The 17560-nt window shown below is 37.6% G+C and carries 19 protein-coding genes; 14 read left to right on the top strand and 5 right to left on the bottom strand.

Features of this window, described 5'->3' with window-relative positions; all coding sequences use genetic code 11:
- Nucleotides 1–163 precede the first annotated feature (163 nt).
- The 7 genes from CRP01_RS31895 to arr all read left to right on the top strand — a co-directional run bounded on the left by CRP01_RS31895 (nt 164) and on the right by arr (nt 6093).
- Nucleotides 164–622 carry a DUF6756 family protein gene (locus CRP01_RS31895; protein ID WP_099154129.1) on the top strand — a complete coding sequence of 153 codons (459 nt, stop codon included), beginning with the start codon at nt 164–166 and terminating at the stop codon, nt 620–622.
- Nucleotides 603–1484 (top strand): hypothetical protein, encoded by an 882-nt coding sequence (locus tag CRP01_RS31890; RefSeq protein ID WP_099154128.1) that lies wholly within the window; start codon nt 603–605, stop codon nt 1482–1484. Before CRP01_RS31895 ends, CRP01_RS31890 begins: the two co-directional genes overlap by 20 nt.
- Nucleotides 1485–1540: 56 nt before the next feature.
- A complete protein-coding gene (locus tag CRP01_RS31885; protein WP_099154127.1) occupies nt 1541–2611 on the top strand; it encodes a hypothetical protein in 1071 nt (356 codons plus the stop codon).
- 95 nt (nt 2612–2706) lie between these two features.
- A complete protein-coding gene (locus CRP01_RS31880; protein ID WP_099154126.1) occupies nt 2707–3303 on the top strand; it encodes a hypothetical protein in 597 nt (198 codons plus the stop codon).
- 66 nt (nt 3304–3369) lie between these two features.
- Nucleotides 3370–4455 (top strand): hypothetical protein, encoded by a 1086-nt coding sequence (locus tag CRP01_RS31875; protein ID WP_099154125.1) that lies wholly within the window; start codon nt 3370–3372, stop codon nt 4453–4455.
- Between the two features lie 116 nt (nt 4456–4571).
- On the top strand, nt 4572–5240 hold the full coding sequence (locus CRP01_RS31870; protein ID WP_099154124.1) for a DUF6000 family protein: 669 nt from the start codon (nt 4572–4574) through the stop codon (nt 5238–5240).
- Between the two features lie 439 nt (nt 5241–5679).
- Nucleotides 5680–6093 (top strand): NAD(+)--rifampin ADP-ribosyltransferase, encoded by a 414-nt coding sequence (gene arr / locus CRP01_RS43370; protein WP_317048824.1) that lies wholly within the window; start codon nt 5680–5682, stop codon nt 6091–6093.
- A 190-nt stretch (nt 6094–6283) separates the two neighbouring features.
- Here arr and CRP01_RS31860 read toward each other — a convergent pair whose 3' ends face one another.
- From CRP01_RS31860 to CRP01_RS31845, 4 genes are read right to left on the bottom strand one after another with little or no spacing between them, the layout of a single operon-like run.
- Entirely contained in the window at nt 6284–6895 is a 612-nt protein-coding gene (locus tag CRP01_RS31860; RefSeq protein WP_099154122.1) for an NADPH-dependent F420 reductase, read from the bottom strand.
- Nucleotides 6896–6906: 11 nt separating this feature from the next.
- Complete coding sequence (locus CRP01_RS31855) at nt 6907–7854, bottom strand: bestrophin family protein (RefSeq protein ID WP_099154121.1); 948 nt, start codon at nt 7852–7854, stop codon at nt 6907–6909.
- A 2-nt stretch (nt 7855–7856) separates the two neighbouring features.
- Entirely contained in the window at nt 7857–8459 is a 603-nt protein-coding gene (locus tag CRP01_RS31850; protein WP_143473618.1) for a hypothetical protein, read from the bottom strand.
- A gap of 60 nt (nt 8460–8519) precedes the next feature.
- On the bottom strand, nt 8520–9284 hold the full coding sequence (locus tag CRP01_RS31845; protein WP_099154119.1) for a type 1 glutamine amidotransferase domain-containing protein: 765 nt from the start codon (nt 9282–9284) through the stop codon (nt 8520–8522).
- A 232-nt stretch (nt 9285–9516) separates the two neighbouring features.
- Here CRP01_RS31845 and CRP01_RS31840 point away from each other — a divergent pair, with 232 nt between their 5' ends.
- From CRP01_RS31840 to CRP01_RS31810, 7 genes are all read left to right on the top strand, one after another.
- Entirely contained in the window at nt 9517–9900 is a 384-nt protein-coding gene (locus tag CRP01_RS31840) for a winged helix-turn-helix transcriptional regulator (protein ID WP_099154118.1), read from the top strand.
- A 68-nt stretch (nt 9901–9968) separates the two neighbouring features.
- The gene (locus tag CRP01_RS31835; protein WP_099154117.1) at nt 9969–10559 is read left to right on the top strand and encodes a Crp/Fnr family transcriptional regulator; all 591 of its coding nucleotides are present in this window, start codon (nt 9969–9971) and stop codon (nt 10557–10559) included.
- A gap of 78 nt (nt 10560–10637) precedes the next feature.
- Complete coding sequence (locus CRP01_RS31830; protein WP_099154116.1) at nt 10638–12110, top strand: nitrilase-related carbon-nitrogen hydrolase; 1473 nt, start codon at nt 10638–10640, stop codon at nt 12108–12110.
- Between the two features lie 315 nt (nt 12111–12425).
- Nucleotides 12426–13121 carry a hypothetical protein gene (locus CRP01_RS31825; protein ID WP_099154115.1) on the top strand — a complete coding sequence of 232 codons (696 nt, stop codon included), beginning with the start codon at nt 12426–12428 and terminating at the stop codon, nt 13119–13121.
- 144 nt (nt 13122–13265) lie between these two features.
- Entirely contained in the window at nt 13266–13934 is a 669-nt protein-coding gene (locus CRP01_RS31820; protein WP_143473617.1) for a hypothetical protein, read from the top strand.
- Nucleotides 13935–14081: 147 nt separating this feature from the next.
- The gene (locus CRP01_RS31815) at nt 14082–14846 is read left to right on the top strand and encodes a hypothetical protein (RefSeq protein ID WP_099154113.1); all 765 of its coding nucleotides are present in this window, start codon (nt 14082–14084) and stop codon (nt 14844–14846) included.
- 355 nt (nt 14847–15201) lie between these two features.
- Nucleotides 15202–15996 (top strand): hypothetical protein, encoded by a 795-nt coding sequence (locus CRP01_RS31810; protein WP_099154112.1) that lies wholly within the window; start codon nt 15202–15204, stop codon nt 15994–15996.
- A 68-nt stretch (nt 15997–16064) separates the two neighbouring features.
- Here CRP01_RS31810 and CRP01_RS31805 read toward each other — a convergent pair whose 3' ends face one another.
- On the bottom strand, nt 16065–17543 hold the full coding sequence (locus tag CRP01_RS31805) for a T9SS type A sorting domain-containing protein (RefSeq protein WP_099154111.1): 1479 nt from the start codon (nt 17541–17543) through the stop codon (nt 16065–16067).
- Nucleotides 17544–17560: the final 17 nt, after the last annotated feature.

The raw sequence follows: 17560 nt of genomic DNA, 5'->3' as shown, positions 1-17560 counted from the left end.
AAATTATCAAACTCTCAACGCAAAAGATTGGAAAGGATAATTGCTAAAAATGGATTCAAAATTTATAATAAATAAAATTATGCATAACATCCACTAGTCGCTCAGCCTTCTTTGAAGCTCCGGCCGATCGTCTAGCGAACCGTTGTATGACATATAAAAAGAAATGGGACAGGTAAAGCAAGAAATATCGAATGCAATACAAACCTTATCGTTGACCCAAGGCGATATTGAATTGCTTAATGATAAGTTGGGTCTTGAAGTTTATAATAAATGCTTAAACAGATTTGTAAAATCAGGAGATAGACGATGGTGGTGGGAAGATTTTAAAAGTACCTCCTTTTCGGTTGCCGACCTAGAAAAGCTCTTTGAACATTTAGAAAGATACATTCCTGATTTGGAAAATCACGTTTGGTTAATGGTCGAAGATGATGATGAAGACTTTTATCCAATTTATAACTGTAATCCTAAGAAAATTGGGAAATTAATTAGTGAGTGTTTTGGCTTTGAATATTACATAATAAGCAAGGACTTAAAATGGCTTCTTTGCGAAAACCACCATTCAAGATTAATTGGAACGGGAGACTTCAAAAAAGAAAATAAAAATGTCAGCATCATCAATTAAAAAGTCGATAAGGGTTTTTCCAAAAGAGGGGACGATTAATGAAATGGATGCGTTAGACATTTGTAAACAATTGATAAAAAATTGTAAGCATTTAGAGAATCAATTACAATACCGAATAGACTTTCAATCGAATTATATTGAAATGCTTTTTACTGCAACGGACGGAGAGCATTATTTAGATATAGATTTTGAAAAATATCACTTTTGGGAATTAGCTGGAAGTAGCTATGGCGGAGCAGATTGGATAAAAGAAGTGACTAGTGCAGTTAATAAGAGAGGAGAAGTTGCCTTTTACGCCTTTGATAAAATTGAATTTATTGGCAATCAAGAAACGTTGATGGATTTTTACAAGACCATCTACGAATTTAACTACGAAAATCGAATAACAAGGTCTTTTAAAAGTCCTCAAAAGAACAAAGTAGAGATAGATATAAAAGGCATTTATACCGCAAACACACAGACAGAAATTGGTGGTGAAGATACAAGGACTCCTCAGAGAAAAGATAGATTTAACCTATTGAAAGAATTTGGGACGTTTGATAATCGTGGCATTGAAACAATAATTTTTGAAGAAAGAGGATTTTTCCTTCAAGAGTTCTTCTTGGATGAAATAGGAAAAGTAGGTTCGGCAGTTTCTAAAATTAATGATTTGGAAGAAGTGATTTTTTGCTTTAACAATAAAAAGATACGAACCTATAAATGGATTGATAACTCTCCCCAAAAAGTTGGCAAACACCGATACGGATACTGGAAATGCAATAATGCTGATTGGTGGGAAAATTGTATAAACCCAGAATGGATAAAATTTTTTGAAGGAAAACAAACAGCTGAGAACAGTGGCTATACGCCCAGCCTCCGCTGAAGCTTCGGCCGATCGTCTAGCGAACCGTTGCAAGTAATTACTCGTAATAGGAATCGATGAAAGAAATAAGGAATAACTTTAAGGCATTATTGAAAAAAAATTTGAAGAAAGCAATTCTAGAGATACAGTCATCTCTGCATTATGAATCGTCATTTTATGACGATTTAATCATGTTTTATAGCCAAGTATCAAGATTAGATAGGGATAATCATATTCAGGTGATTAGCTATGAAGAATACAACTTGGGAATTAATAAAATTCAGAAGGGGGTTCTGGCCATTATCAATGATTTGGAGGTAGAAGACCTTAAAATAAAGGAACCATCTATTGAAATAAAAAGCGAATCAGAAAAAAAGATGGTTTCAGAAGAAGAGGAATTTGAATTGCTAAGATATGGTGAATTCAAAAGTAGAAATGGTAAATTTAAATTAACAATTGCCCCCACCGTTTTATTCTCATATAGAATTGCACAAGCTTTTCCTGGTGTGAGAGGGTTGAGGTGGTTTGAAGGAAATGTAGCCCTTAAAAGATTATCACTCTTACTGCAAGAACCTACACAGTTTGATATTGCTAACGGTTACGGACTTTATTCTGATCCTATATGGTGGTTTAGGGGTAATAGTGGTTTACCTATTGAAAGGTTTAAAGTTTTATCACATGGAAAATTTTTGCTTAATTCAAAAGAGTTAAAAATTTCGAAGATAGCAGTTTATACTTCTACTTCATATTATAGGTGTTTTGTTTATGTGGAAACAAAAGCGGACCAGCCTATCGGACTGTATGACGATTCGAATGATGATGATCAAATTAAGAGAATTGCGGATCGTTGGGGGTATTTTTATGAACGGTATGGTTTGTACAATGAAATTCCAATTAGAGGAGACGAATTTGATGACGGGGCAGCAGAAATAAATGGAGAAATCGTTAATACTCAGGGAGCAGAACTTAGAATGAGATTTTTAACCAGTTACAATTTTATCATAGTTGCTAAGTCATCACCATTCAATTCCCGTGAAGGTTATAAGCTAGGAGAAAAGTATATGAATAAGATACTAAAGGGGGATGAAAGTGTAGAAGATTTTGCGAAAGAGGCGGAATTACTTGATAAAAACTGGATGGATAAATGAAAAACTACTTACAACAAACCGCTAGCCGCCCAGCCTCCGATTCACTCCGGCCGATCGTCTAGCGCAGCGTTATATGATATTAAAATTGATAATAAATGGGATGGGATACTGAAATAGTAATTCTAGCTGAGAATATAAAAAATGATTATAACGCATCTCAAATTTCTTACCTCATTTATGAGAAAGACGCCAAAAATCATGAACAAACATCTTGTTTTGTAAATAGTTCTAATTCTTTATTCTATCACTATGAAAGAAGAAAACATGCTCCGTTTTGGATAATCCAAGAAATTTCAAGTAAGTTCAATGACGTGAATTTTACTATTTTAGCAAGTTGCCCCAATTTTGTTGGTGGACCGGCTGGGTTAATAAGAATCTCTGCCGGAGAAATAATAGACAGTTATGGAATTGGAGATGTAAATAGAACGATTATTAGAGAGTCAATAATAAGTGAACCGTTACAATACATATCTTTAATTTATGATTGGTTTCGTTTTGATGGTTCAGAAGAAAAGCTTAGAACTGTTTATCTATCTGACTATACGCTTGATTGGTGTGAAGAGAATTTTGTAGATAAAATCATCCCAATACCTGAAACTGATGAATTAATCGAACAATTTAATCAGAATTCTTCTGATTTAGAAAAAAACCAATGGAAAGAATTAAAAGTAATACCATATAACAATGGCTAGCAGCAATAGTCCCGCAGGCCAACACACGTGCCAAAACTACAGCTGCCAGCCTGGCCCTAATAAAATATGACCGAAGAACTAAAGAAATACGAATCGACAATTAGGAAAAAACACAGCTTCAATTGGACACCAAAATTTGAAGAAGAATTTAGGACTGATTTGAGTAAAAGTGTTTTCGTTCCAATTGCTATAAAGACTTTCGAAAAGTTAGGATGGGATTTAGTTTTCCAGGACGAAATTTCAGCAGAAGCTAAAAGAAAAGGAGATTGGGACAGGTGGACAGAAAAAATTTCTGTGACTTATGAATATGGAAAGGTAAAAGTCAAAAGTGTTTCTCTTGGAAATGAAATGTGGGATAATGGACGTAATTCAAAAAGAGTCCGACTATTCAAATATGCATTTCAACAAACAGAGAAAGAATTCGATAAAGAAGCTTTAGCTGAATTAGAAAAAGAATTTGAAAGAACAAAAAACTGGGATGATTACGAAATTCCAGAAAGTTTACCCCAGCCAAAAGAAAGGAAGGAACCAAAATTATGGATTCCGATCTTGGGTGGATTGCTTACAGCCCTTTTACTTGGATATGTTGTCGCTTTTCTATCGGTAAAAGGAATTTATATAATTGGACTTTTTGAGGTTGGTGTCGCCTTTGCAATTGGATTTACTTTGAAGTTTTTGATTAAGGCAAGTAACTATACCAATTACGAAATTCTAAATTACACTCTTATTGGAATGGTAGTTCTCGTTTATGTTTCTAACCAATATTTTCAATACCAAATAATATTGAGCGAGAATAATTATGAACCAATTGGATTTTTTGAATTTATAAAGATTCGACTTGAAGCTGGCTTAACAATTAAGTCTCTAAATACTGGATGGATAGGAATGGTCATAAGCTGGATTTTCCAACTCGGATTCACCTACGCAATTGGAATGTTACGATTAGCTTCAAATTTAACTGCATATCAATTGGAAAGAGTTCCAATGGAAGTGGTGGATTTTGCATTCTACCATTTTGTCAAGGGTAAAACAGAGAATCAAGTGCGTTCCGAACTTTCTAAAATGGGATGGACGGAAGAGCAAGACCAAAATGAAGTATTCCGATCAATTGGTGCACTACAAGGAGCGACTGAATTAAATAGAATGGAATAAAAATACTACTGGCAACAACGGGTATAGTGCATGCCCTGCGGGACAGGCACCATACCCAAACCGTTAGCTTCCATCAAGATCAAAAATATAGAGTGAATAAACCAAAGAAATAGTAAATGAATAACAGATTCCCAAATCTTACAACTTACAAAAGTGATAAAACAATCTCTGAAGAATTTCGAATGAAGTGGGTATCTCCTTATTATCTAAATCTTGGAAAAGACGACAATGATTGGATAGAACAAGTAAAATCAGTTAAGAGAGACTTTACAGAAGATGTAATCTTAAAATGCATTGGAGGTGTAGATTGGAGGTCTCGCCAAACTGGAGCTTACTTTGCCGCTATAAATAACTTAATAGAATTAACAGATATAATAGGAGTTCATCTCCTCAAGAGTGAAGTTTGTTTCGCAGGTAAACAATATGCAATTACTTTAGCAATGTTCAATACGGAAGAATCTATAAAATACCTTTCAGATTATCTTGATTATTATCTACAACATCCAGAATTGGAGTTTGATCAAATTCAAGTATTTGAAGCTCTAAAGTATTTAGATGAAAAGAATCAAACCAATTACCTTTTAAATCATAAAGATGATTGGAACAGATTCGGCAACCGAAATATTGAAAAGTTTGAAAATATCTTATTAATAAATCACTCCAAAGATTCTAAGGAATATAATGAAGCAATGGAAAAAATAACTAACGTTTGGAGCTATAGCAGACCATCGGAATTTGTTAGAAAGCGAATACAAACGATAACAAAAATCAAAGAAAAGAACTAAGCGGTGAAAGTCGAGAAGCTAACATGTTACATGACGATCATGCTTCCTTCGTCAGCACGCCGCATGTCACTGGGACGTTAGCGGCAAGCAAAAAAAAAATAATAATAAAATGGAATTCAGCTCAAACAACGATATTGTTAAGCTCTGTCTTCAAGGAATGTCGATGGAAGAACAGAACAAATCCAAAGAAGCAAGCAAGCTATTTCTTCAAGCGTGGGAAAAAGGAACAAATGACTTTGAAAAGTTTCTTGCAGCCCATTATGTAGCCCGACATCAAAAGAATGTTTCTGATAAATTAAAATGGCTCAAAACAGCTTTACAATTTGCATTAAAAATAAATGATGATTCAGCTCATAGTGCTTTTCCTGTCTTATATTCAAATATTGCCAAAAGCTATGAGGATTTAAGAGATTTTGACAACGCCAAAAAGAACTACGATTTGGCAAAATCATTCGGAGAAAAACCATCTGACAAAGGGCCTTTCTATCATGGAACCAAAGCAGATTTGCAGGTTGGCGATTTGCTGACAGCAGGGGGCAATTCTAATTACAAACCCGGACTCAAAATGAACCATATTTATTTTACAGCTTTAGTAAATGCAGCAGGACTTGCTGCTGTATTTTCAAAAGGCAATGGCCGTGAACGAGTTTATATTGTTGAGCCAACAGGAGGTTTTGAAAACGACCCAAACGTTACAAATAAAAAATTTCCGGGCAACCCGACCCGTTCATATCGTTCGGAATCACCATTAAAAATCGTTGGCGAAGCAACTGACTGGGTTAGACAGACCAATGAGGACATCGAAAAATGGAAAGAGAAATTAGCGAATAACAAAGGAGAGATAATCAATTAGTACATAACATGTAAAGGGGCATAAACACAACTAACCGCCACCAATGGTAATACCGAATTATTTGAAGAAATGCGAATTGGAAATATTGATAAAAAGAAGCCAGCCGCTAACATCAGCTACACCACGCCATGCTTCCCTTCGGTCGCACGTCGGGTAGCTTGGGCGTTGCCGTGCCATGAAAAAAACAAAATCAACGAAAAACAACCTTAAAACCAATCCCCCTTCCCATCTTCTGAAAAATTGCCAAATTAATCCAAGATAAAGCAAAATTTTCCAACAACTCCACTTTGTCTGAATTGCCAAAATCATAACAATTTTCAAAACCTGCATCCATTGAAAGTTGAACTGCAACAGACTTGGCGTTGTCGCTTTTCCCAGCCATAAACATATCCAATCTTAAATCGCCGTAATCGGGGTTTTCCATATTTTCAAAACCTGTGGAATTAAAACATTTGACAACATCAGCATTAGTCAATGCTTCAAACGCATGAAAAGAAGTTGGATAATTTTCAGGCTTAGTGCGAATGGAGTTGGTAGCATCAATGATGACTTTGCCTTCAACATCTTCAAAAGAAGCCGCTAAGTGTTCCGCAAATTGAGGAGGAGAAGCTACCAGTATGATCTCTGATAAATTAACTGCTTCTTGGATGTTATGAACAGATGTGTTTTCATTTTTCAATAGATCCTTTCCTTTAAAATCTGTCGTATCTCGAACGCCTAAAAAAATTTTGTGTCCCGCTTTTGCCCATTGAGTAGCCAATACACCACCTACGTTTCCCGTTCCGATAATTGCAATTTTCATAAAATGTCATTTTAAAATAAATACCCATTAACGGGTTGTGTTTTTTCTGGCAAATCAGTTTCTCCCAACAATTCCCTGAGATTTCTTTCAATAGTGTTGCAAATAGAAGTTAGGGCAACATCCGTGATTTTGTTTTCAAAAGGGTCTTCATTTGCTGCCCCTGTTCTTTCCATAATGATAAAAACTCCAGCAATCAAAACAGAAAGTGGAATAATCAACCAAGATAGTTGAATTAGAATATCAGATGTGAAGAAACCTAATAATCCAAAAGGTAAAAGAAGTGCAAACAAAATAACAAATACCCTGGTGAAGTAGTCATATTGGCGTGGCAATGGTGTATTTTTAATACGTTCCGCTCCTCCCTGATAATTGGTCAGTGCTAACAATTGCCCTTCCATCTGAAAACTATCAAATCCTCCCAATGTACCATTTGCCATTGCATCATAAATTTGTTGCCCTATTAACAATTGAATAGCATTGGGTTTATGATTTTTGCTTTTTATTAATTCGTATTCTTCCTTATCCAAAAATGCTTCTATTTCCTCCCAACTGTTTTGCTGGCGAAGATGTAAACGCATAGCGTGCGTCCATGCAATTTGTTTATAAACCAATGATTTTTTAAAAGCCTCGCTTCTGTTTTTATCATAATTTTCTCGGTGGGAATGACTGTCGGTAAAGGTGATAACCAATCTGGCAAATACTCGACTTGAATTAACAATACCGCCCCAAAGAGTTCTTGCCTCCCACCACCTTCCATAAGAAGAATTGTTGCGGAATGCCACGAAAATTGCCAAAGCAGAACCCAAAATTCCGATAGGTGTAAAATTCAATGCTAATGCTTTTTCCTGCGTAAAATGGAATAATAACCAAACTACAAATGACCAGATTAAAACAAAAAGTACTTGGTTCTTTATGTAAGCCCAAACTTTTAGGGGGTGAAAATTTTTCTTGACTACCATATTTAAAACGATTTTCGGATAAATCCGCCAATGTTAGAACTACCCATCCAATCCTCCCCGATTTCTGTAAAATTACCAGCAATACCAAACTGAAATTGTTGATAGTCCAGACCCAATCGAATGCGTTGCACACTTAACAAATGATTTTCTTTTCCGAACAGATTGAACAATTCAAGACTGGAATAAAATTTCCATTGGCCGTTTATCCGGGGTGTTAATCGGAAAATAGAAAACCAACTATACTCCAGTTCATTCTTCAAACCAATCGAAGCCAAACCAAATAGCATCCAATTTTTTTTAGATTTAAAAATATGGATACCGATATCTGCTCCTCCGCTGTTATTTCCAATTTTACCAACGAGACTACTACCTAAGCCATTTTTAAAAGTATAATTCAAATAAGCACCAGTAAAAAGATTGGTTTGATTGTCATAATCTACGGTGGCACGGGTTCGGCTAAAAACTGACCAATGATTTTTATTATCCCAAAATTTCAACCATTGGGCATCAGCAAATATTTGTTCATGCCCAACCATAAGCTCCAAACTTTGCGCAAAAACTGTTGAGCAATAACCTGATAATGTGATAATAAAAAAATACCTCATGGTTTGAAAACTAAAATTTGGGTGAGCAAACAATTTTTTTCATTTGCTCACTCTGGAAATTTATTTACTTAATTGCATTACTACCATTCTCGCAGCAGCAGCACCTGAATTTTGTTGCTGTCCCGTAATTAAATTACCATCCGCAATGGCATAAGAAGAAAAGGGAGAAGCTACTTTGAAAGTTGTGCCATTCAATTTTTTTGCTTCCTCCTCAATTCGGTAGGGTTGTATTTTTTGACCAACTGCTTGGTCTGCAAAATCTTCTTCTGCGTCTGCAAAACCTGTCCATGTTTTACCTTTAACAATCAATTCTCCGTTGGATTTTTTGGCTTCCAACAAAAGAGTTGTGGAATGGCAAACAGCAGCACTTGGCTTACCTGCTTCATAAAAATTAGCAAATAATTTTTCCAAATCATGGTTGCCTCTAAATGTGTACATCGGAGCCTGACCGCCGACTAAAAATATGGCATCGTAATCATTAGGATTGAGCTCCGCCATCTTTTTAGTATTTGCCAACATTTCATTAAACCCGTCTAATTGCATATAGCCCAACGAAATGACATCATGTGCTGAATACCCGCTTTCATCAATAGGATTAGAATATCCATCCATTTCAATTTTGCCTCCTTCCGTTGAGGCTAATTCAACTTCATAACCAGCCTCCTGAAAAATGTGAAGTGGGTGAGTCAATTCTGCTGCCCAAAAGCCAATGGGCCAACCCGTTTGTTTGGAAACAGTAGGGCTGCTTGCAACCATTAAAATTTTGCCCTTCATGGGCATTCCATGTGCATGAACATAATGAACGTCCTCCTTAATTTTTGTCATATTTTTAGAATTTTGATTTACTCGGATTGCTCGGGTTTGATTTGGTGAATGACAGGAACTTAGTATCAAAACCAACCCTGCCAATAGATAAAAACTGAAATTTTTTATCATTCATTTTTCATAAAAATCCTTTGCAAACTTACAAACTATACCTACTTTTATTGATATACAGACTAATAAGTATGATACTAACTTTTTGGAAAGTATATTGATAATCAATCATTTATGAACCATGCCAAATTTTTTATACAAAGGGAAAGTTTATTACAATCCAGTTGAGTTTGCTATGGACAGATTAGGTGGCACTTGGAAAATGCCCATTTTATGGAGATTAAAAGACAAGGTTTACAGATATAGCGAACTGAAAAAATCAATCAAACATATTTCTGATAAAATGCTCACCACCCAATTAAGAGAGTTGGAACGCGATGGTTTTATTCATCGGAAAGTTTATCCTGTGGTTCCGCCAAAAGTGGAATACAGTATTACGAATAAAGGAGAATTAGCTATTCCAATAGTGGATACTATTCGCAATTTCGGTATTGATTTAATGAGGAAAGAAGGAATTGACGTTGAGCATTATAAAAAAGAGAACACGGCACGCAACAAAGAATAAAACAGCAATAGCCCCTATGCGGGGCTACTGTGTTTAGTCAAACCGTTGTGCGCAAATAAAGGAGAATCATGAATTTCGAACAGATTAAAGAACGAACAAGACCCTTAGTCAACAAGGTGTCACCCGTATCGGAGGGGTCGTTAGATCTGATAAGTGACTTGATTTTAGTTGAAGTTTATGAAAAAGGAGATGTGTTTATCGATAGGGGAAAAAAGAATAACAAGGAATACTTTGTTTACGAAGGTGTCTGCCGGAGTTTTTTGCTAAGCCCGGAAGGTGAAGAGGTAACCATATCTTATTTTCTTGAAGGCAGTGTACTCTCTCCGAATAAAACGAGAACAGCTAATCAAATATCTCACCTTAACTTTCAAGCGCTTACAAGGCTGACCGTTGCTAGTTTAAACGCTGATAAGTTTGAGCAGCTAATGATCAATCACATGGACATACGCGAGTTTGGGAATATGGTTTTACAAAATGAACTCCTTGCAAAAGTTGAGAAAGAAATTGGCCTTGCTTCACTGAATGCTAAAGAAAGACTCATTCTTTTTAGAGAAAAATATCACTTTCTGGAAAACCTGATCTCACATGCTGACATTGCCTCCTATCTAGGAATTACAAATATTTCCCTAAGTAGACTTCGTAGAGAACTCAGGGAGTAAAATTTCATCCTTTAACAAATGTTAATGGATTTGAAATCAGGATCATCAATCTTTGCGGAGAATTAATAACAAAGAAAGATGAAAGACTTATCAAGTATCCTCACGCAAGGATTTAACGTAAATAAAATTAACCCGCTTTGGTACCTCGCAATTGGGGTAGTTACCATGACCATAACTCACATGACCTTTAGTATTGAAGTCATGGCTTGGGTATCAAGTGTTCCATTTTTAATTTATCTATATCTCACACAAGGCTGGAAGTCAAGATTAGCCTTTTTTCTCGCTTTGGTTTTGGCTTGGTCCTTGGTTGTAGCGAAGATTATTAGCGATCCAATTCCACTAGTGCTGGTCTTTCTCTACTCGATTCCAATTAGTTTATTTCACCTGCCTGGATACCTGGTATGGAGTAAATTTAAAGATCAAAAATACGCGCTGTTTCTATTTCCTGTTATCATGATCATTATGGAATGGATTCAATACACTTATACACCTCTTGCCAGTTGGGGCGTAGCTGCTTATACCCTGCACGATAATGTATCGCTTATTCAGGCAGTATCCTTGTTTGGCTTGGCAGGACTAAGCTTTTTGATTTATTGGGTTAATGCCTCAATTGCTAATATCATAATCAAAAGAAAAGCCGCTATTTCAACCTTTCAGCTTCCGTTAATCATGTTGTTTCTTTTAATTGTTTTTGGCTCCATCCGTTACGACTTGAGCAAAGCCAATGGCATTGAAACGGTAACCGTTGCCGCAGTTGGAACAGACTCGAAAGCAAGTGGATTGCCATTGCCATCTAAGGAAAGTAACGAACAGGTGAAAACGGCATTATTTAAACGAACAAGAACTGCAGCATACGGTGGCGCTAAAATAATTTCATGGAATGAAGCCGCCATATTTATAATGCCTGAAGATGAGAATGTTTGGATTAACTCCATCCGGGAATTAGCTGCTGAACTCAATATCACTTTGGTAGCTTCTTATGTGACACCCATTTCACAAACGCCCCTGAAGTATGAGAATAAGTATCAGTTTATCGATTCATCAGGAAACATTACGCATGTATACCTCAAGCATCAACCCGTACCAGGAGAACCCGCAGTACAGGGAAAGTCACCTTTAAAAGTAGTAGATATATCGGGAACAAAAATCGGGGCTGCAATTTGTTATGATTATGATTTCCCATATCTGGCAAAAGGGTATGGTGAATTAGGAGCAGATATGGTTATTATTCCATCAAGTGATTGGAGGGGCATTGACCCCGTGCATACAGAAATGGCTGCCTTTAGAGCAGTTGAGCAAGGTCACTCGGTGCTGCGTTCAACGCGTTTTGGGCTTTCCGCAGCAATCACACCATACGGTGAAATGGTTTCACAGATGAGCAGTTTTGACGATAATGACAAAATCATGTATGCACAATTGCCTGCTAAAGGTGTCACTACATTACACTCCATTATTCAAGATAGCTTTGTGTACCTGTCTATAGGTTTTTTGCTATTTTTCATGGTAATTACAGTTCGATCAAATAAAAGTAAACCGACTACTCAATTATAAAAACCTTATAGAGTTGGGAAGTTTTGTATAGTAGATGGTTAGTTTTTTAATTGGATTTTGTAAGTATGCGCATTTATACATAAATAATCAAAAAGCGTACAACAATGGCTACGACGTCCATGCTCCTTCTCCGGACGGCAACGACCAGGCGCTCTGCACCAGCGTCGTGTGCCGATTCTTCACTTCTCTCCGAACCGGCACACAACACTGCGCCAACGCCCATTCTTCATTTCGAAAATTTTTTCTCCGCGAAAATCTTTATCTTCATTCTGAACGGCGCAGAGCGCCCGGCCGTTAGGTAGCATTGAGAAAATTATGAAATTGGAGGAAAGAATTGAATATTTGAAAGGCATTGTGTCTAAGTATACAGTTGATGAAATCGAAAAACTATACCGGGAAGAAGAAGTACAAAACTTAAAAGATCACTTGGCTAAACATCCCGATGTGAAGTATTCAGATAGCATGATGAAAAAAATGATTCGTCAAGCTAAATCGAAACGAATTAGTCCTGGGAGGAAAAACTATCTAGAAAGACTAATTCAAAACACTTCTAAGTTCAATTATGCTTTGCATATTGAAAAGAGCCAAAAAAAGGTTGATGAATTTATCACCACTTTAAAAAACAAAATTGAGGGTGAGAATAGAGCTAGACTTATACACATTGAGCATGATTATTCTCCAACGGACTTTACTTGCGTAGTATACGGTGAAAGTGATGGATCAAAATATTCGAATGAATTATTAAGATTTAACATTGATTTTGATTTTAGCTCAATTTGGGGATTCATAGATGATAATAAATATCAAGATCTTTGTGAGCTACTTTACTTCATAGAGTTCGATGAAGAGAACTATATGTATTCGTTTGAAGAATTGGCTAAGTTGAGATCTTACAAACTCATGCAAATCGCATTTAATGAACATAGAATGGAAAAAGAGTTAGGTCTCAAAAATCTATTAATAGAATTTGGCGAACACGATAATTGGATATTTGAAATTTTTAAATGTTAATCTAAAGGCTACCTTATATTATGGGTGTCGTTCAGTAAGTTAATTGCCAAAGAATGAAGATAAATTTAAAGAAAAAATGAAATAAAAGAACGCTGCTGCCAACGGCCAGGCTATGTACTCAATGAATTCTTATGCGCACCGGATATGAAAATTTTCAAATTACTCTTGACCTGTTTTGTTTGTTTCATGTTGAGCGGTTGCAAAACTCAAAATGAAAATGGTTCTAATCGAAGACCTGAAATTCAAACGAAACCCAACATTTATCAACAAGAGATAGCTTCTCTAAAGTATACCTATATTCCATCTCATACAAGAGGAGACAAGAGCTTTGAGGGTGACTGTGAATTATCCGCAAGAGCAAGTTTGAAAATTTCTGACGACCAAACTAGGCTATACCTTGAATTGTATTTTAATGCAAAAGAACCTACTCGAGATAGTACTGAAGCAAGTGGGACAGACACATTGCTAATCTTTGATACTAAAGAAACCAGTAAAAAAATCAGGAAGATATTAACGGGAATAGTGGATAGCGGTCAGTTTATATTTGGGGATGACAGAGGACTACATTTGATATTCGAACCGTATACGATTTATGCTGAATGGGACATGATAAATGGTGTTCCTGGTGGTGGTGGAAAAGCTTTTAAGCTTAAGCAAAAAGGATTAGCAAACTTCACTAAAGAATTTACTAAAAATGGATTGATTAAAAGATGGGTTTTTGGAGGCAATTTGAATAGTGAATTTGATGATGGTTCACAACCTGAATTAACCATTGAAACCAATACGATATCCATCCTTCTTGAGGAGAATTAAAAGCCTACCGCCAACCTGGTATAAGCGTAATGCGGGCGAAGTTGCTAAATTTATACGGACTACATTTTAGCGAACAAAACTGAAAGAGATGTGCTGCTAATCCCGCACTATGCTTATACTTGAACCGTTGTAACAAACTAAAACAAAATGACTTTCAAAAACCTATTTATAGGAATAGCATTTTGCCTGACTAGCTCATACTGCGCGGCACAGGTTGTAGCGCCAAGAATTGAGATTGTACAGCCTTCAATTGAGCACGAAGCTACTTCAATTTGGCGGACAATAAATGACATTACCTTTTTCGAAGAACAAGGGTACAAGATTCATCTCCCGCAGGAATCACTAATTGACTCTTTGATCAATAAATCAAAGGAAGGGACTTTTGGAAACAAAGACTTCTCAGCAATTTATACACTTTTAGAGGCAAGGATCTTCAATACGAAAAATTACGAAAAAGCAATTCATAAAATATCACTTCAGACAGGCCTAATTAATAAATGTATCCAGAAGATAGATTCCTTAAGGAATGGATGGGATTGGGAATTCAATTCTTTTGAAACCTACAAGGTGAGGTTGACACTTTATGGGACTGGAGGCAGCTATGATCCCGATGAAGGTGTAATAACCTTATTCACCGACTCGGAGGGTAGTTTCATGAACTACGAAAACCCTGCAAATACGATCATCCATGAAATCACACACATGGGAATGGAGTATTCAATTATTAAGAAATACAATATCCCTCATGGCCTGAAAGAGCGGTTAGTAGATACATTCGTATCTATTTTGTTTAGAGATGAACTGCCGAAATATAAAGTTCAAAATATGGGTGATATTAGAATTGATGAGTTGCTACATCAGAAAAGTGATTTTGACTCTTTAAACAAGACAATAGCCGAATTTTTAAGATAAACTTGCCACAACAACACTTGTACGCAATACCTTAGGGGCTATTGTGTATAGCCAACCGTTGTGAGTAATTACTGTGAACCATATGAAATATGAATTTCAAATACCTTGAAAAGCTTAGCGTCCTTGTGCCTTCCCGACCGCTGGGCGGTTGCCCTGTGGCGGGACAGGTTGCGGTGAGATTCATTCATTTCTGTTTTTCGATTTTTAACTATTGATGTTCCTCACTACAAAGCATCTTTTAATTAGATTAACCTAAAATCATATAATCCCTTATGTAGATGCTGAGATTTACATAACACGTCTATTACAAAACCAGTATACTTGGACGGAAAATGGGATTGAGAATTAAAATGCAATGAACGGAAATAGGCTTTTTTTAATATTAAACGCTCTGATTGTATTTGTCTCTTGTAGTAAAAGAGAGATAGCTAGTGATATTTTGAGTAAGACAATCGACAAAATAAATAAAATTGAGACGATCTATTATAAACAAGATATGTCAAGGACAGATCCTCAAAACACAAATAATACCATACAACGATATCGGGAGATGTATTTTAAGAGGCTGATTTCAGACTCTATTGTTGGGGTTAAAGGACACTGGTATATGTATGTTAACGACAAAGAAAATGTAACTTTTGAGGACATCTATGATGGTAATAGATTGATACGTAAAAATAATCGAGACAGTGTCGCCAGGATTTATGATCTGGTGAAATATCCAGATTTTAAAAAGAAACCTTTTTGGGGGCATAATACTCCCTATGGAATGCAATATGAATTTAAATACATGCTAAAAAACTTAGATTCATACACAATTGATAGATTAGATGATACAATTGTTGATGAAAAGAATTGCTTTCAGATACAAGTGAGCTTAGAGGATAAAGTGACCATGCCAAATTTTGGCGCCAGACTTGAAGATGAAAAAGGGAGTGTTTCGAAAACGCTTTATTTTATCGATAAAGAAACGTACTATCCAATAAAAATGAGCGGAGAAAGCTATTCAACAGACAATCCTGAACAAAAATATTTTATTGATCAAAGATATTATGACATCAAATTCAACTCGATAATTGACGAAATTAAGCAGTTTAATACAGCAAATGAATCAATTGTTGGATTTGAAAAAATAGAGATGAAACCGTAATCAATTCGAAATATAATCGAGTAGACGGTCTCCGCCATAGGGCGTGTGCCCAAAAACGAACAGCCTGCTTATCTCCCTACGACAAATTTCCGGTAGATAGTCCCTTGGTTACTGGTCGCCAGGAGAGCATAGACCCCGGCAGGCAGCACACTTACATCTAATGTGCTGACCTTTTCCCCGGATAACACCAGGCGCCCGTTTTCATCAAACACCCGAAGCCGATAATCTCCGGCCCCATTATACACGACGTTTAATAGGTCGGTAGCGGGATTGGGATAGAGGAGTAGCGAGGTGACCTTTTCCACCTGCTGGAAATGAGCGGCTCTTATTTCGGAGTACGCAAAACTACCGTCGAGATCCACCTGCCGCAAGCGGTAATAGTTCACGCCGGGAGCCGGTTGTTCGTGCAAAAAGTCATACTGCCGCTCCACCGTCGAAAAGCCCACGGCCTGTACCTCTCCGATTTTTAGGAATGAGAAACCATTCGTTGAGTGCTCCACATCGAATCGCTCAGCGTTAATTTCTGAGGCGGTTGCCCAGTTCAGTGCGGCCATTTCCCCGACGGGAGCCACCCTGAAAAACAGCATCTCTACGGGCAGTGCCGCTCCGCTCTGCACACCAATCACTCCCACACCGGCAATGCCCGAGCGGCTTTGCACGAATGGGCCCGTGCCCGCTGCCGGACTGCCCGGAACAGCGCCATAATCCCAACTGCTGCCGTTCCAAAAACCGATTGCGCAGTCGTTACGATTAAAAAGGAGCTCATCGGAAGTGTTCCATTGCACGCTAATGTCGAGGAGACTACCGCCGGGCACCGACTCCGTGATCTCCCAGGAGGCCTCCACTGTTTCGGAAGAGAACCGGGGGCCACTGTTCCCGAGCAGATAGTGATGTTCGAGACAGCGGACCCCCAGCTCGTCAGCCGTTCCATTTTGGGTCAGGGTCACGGGATTATAAGTGGAGGCATTGAAGCCGACAGGAAACGTGAAGGGGATGGAGACAGGCATGGATTTGCGCAACTCGCCCGTACCATCGGTGATGATATAGTTGGTTTCGTCAAAACCTAAAATATCGGCGGTACCACTAAGCGTGAGTTTATTTCCCGACAGGATGATTTTGTTTTCGATGGATAAAAATTCCAGGAGATCAGCAATGTCCACGTCCTCAGCTAGTGTAAGATTGGCGGTGGTTTTATCCATTTCCATTCTGTAAAAACCATTTCCACCGGAGTTGAGGGTGCTGCCTGTATTGCCCTCAAAAGTGACGGTACTCGTGCCCGGAGCAAAGGAACCTGCGTTCGACCAGTCACCGGATAGGATGTACCGGCCGTTGCCCTGCAGGGTGGCAGTGGCCTCGTTGGTGATGCCTCCCGTCGACGATAAGGTACCCTCGTTGGTCAGGGTGCCGCCCATCACATTGGTGACATCGCCCTTGACGGTGAGGGTGCCGCCGGGGGTGATTCGTAAAGTCCCGCCGTCGTTTTTCAGTTGGGAGAATGCAGCGAAGGGCAGGCAACAAAGGAGCAGGATACCGCTAATGTATTTCATGATGAAATTTTCTGTCA

The sequence above is a fragment of the Flavilitoribacter nigricans DSM 23189 = NBRC 102662 genome (assembly GCF_002646595.1).
GTDB classification, from domain to species: Bacteria; Bacteroidota; Bacteroidia; order Chitinophagales; family Saprospiraceae; genus Flavilitoribacter; species Flavilitoribacter nigricans.
This window is presented reverse-complemented; position numbering and strand designations above follow the sequence as displayed.

Coding starts and splice junctions, on each gene's coding strand:
- CRP01_RS31895 (WP_099154129.1), top strand. CDS start 164: ATGGGACAGGTAAAGCAAGAAATATCGAATGCAATACAAACCTTATCG.
- CRP01_RS31890 (WP_099154128.1), top strand. CDS start 603: ATGTCAGCATCATCAATTAAAAAGTCGATAAGGGTTTTTCCAAAAGAG.
- CRP01_RS31885 (WP_099154127.1), top strand. CDS start 1,541: ATGAAAGAAATAAGGAATAACTTTAAGGCATTATTGAAAAAAAATTTG.
- CRP01_RS31880 (WP_099154126.1), top strand. CDS start 2,707: ATGGGATGGGATACTGAAATAGTAATTCTAGCTGAGAATATAAAAAAT.
- CRP01_RS31875 (WP_099154125.1), top strand. CDS start 3,370: ATGACCGAAGAACTAAAGAAATACGAATCGACAATTAGGAAAAAACAC.
- CRP01_RS31870 (WP_099154124.1), top strand. CDS start 4,572: ATGAATAACAGATTCCCAAATCTTACAACTTACAAAAGTGATAAAACA.
- CRP01_RS31860 (WP_099154122.1), bottom strand. CDS start 6,895: ATGAAAATTGCAATTATCGGAACGGGAAACGTAGGTGGTGTATTGGCT.
- CRP01_RS31855 (WP_099154121.1), bottom strand. CDS start 7,854: ATGGTAGTCAAGAAAAATTTTCACCCCCTAAAAGTTTGGGCTTACATA.
- CRP01_RS31850 (WP_143473618.1), bottom strand. CDS start 8,459: ATGAGGTATTTTTTTATTATCACATTATCAGGTTATTGCTCAACAGTT.
- CRP01_RS31845 (WP_099154119.1), bottom strand. CDS start 9,284: ATGACAAAAATTAAGGAGGACGTTCATTATGTTCATGCACATGGAATG.
- CRP01_RS31840 (WP_099154118.1), top strand. CDS start 9,517: ATGCCAAATTTTTTATACAAAGGGAAAGTTTATTACAATCCAGTTGAG.
- CRP01_RS31835 (WP_099154117.1), top strand. CDS start 9,969: ATGAATTTCGAACAGATTAAAGAACGAACAAGACCCTTAGTCAACAAG.
- CRP01_RS31830 (WP_099154116.1), top strand. CDS start 10,638: ATGAAAGACTTATCAAGTATCCTCACGCAAGGATTTAACGTAAATAAA.
- CRP01_RS31825 (WP_099154115.1), top strand. CDS start 12,426: ATGAAATTGGAGGAAAGAATTGAATATTTGAAAGGCATTGTGTCTAAG.
- CRP01_RS31820 (WP_143473617.1), top strand. CDS start 13,266: ATGAAAATTTTCAAATTACTCTTGACCTGTTTTGTTTGTTTCATGTTG.
- CRP01_RS31815 (WP_099154113.1), top strand. CDS start 14,082: ATGACTTTCAAAAACCTATTTATAGGAATAGCATTTTGCCTGACTAGC.
- CRP01_RS31810 (WP_099154112.1), top strand. CDS start 15,202: ATGAACGGAAATAGGCTTTTTTTAATATTAAACGCTCTGATTGTATTT.
- CRP01_RS31805 (WP_099154111.1), bottom strand. CDS start 17,543: ATGAAATACATTAGCGGTATCCTGCTCCTTTGTTGCCTGCCCTTCGCT.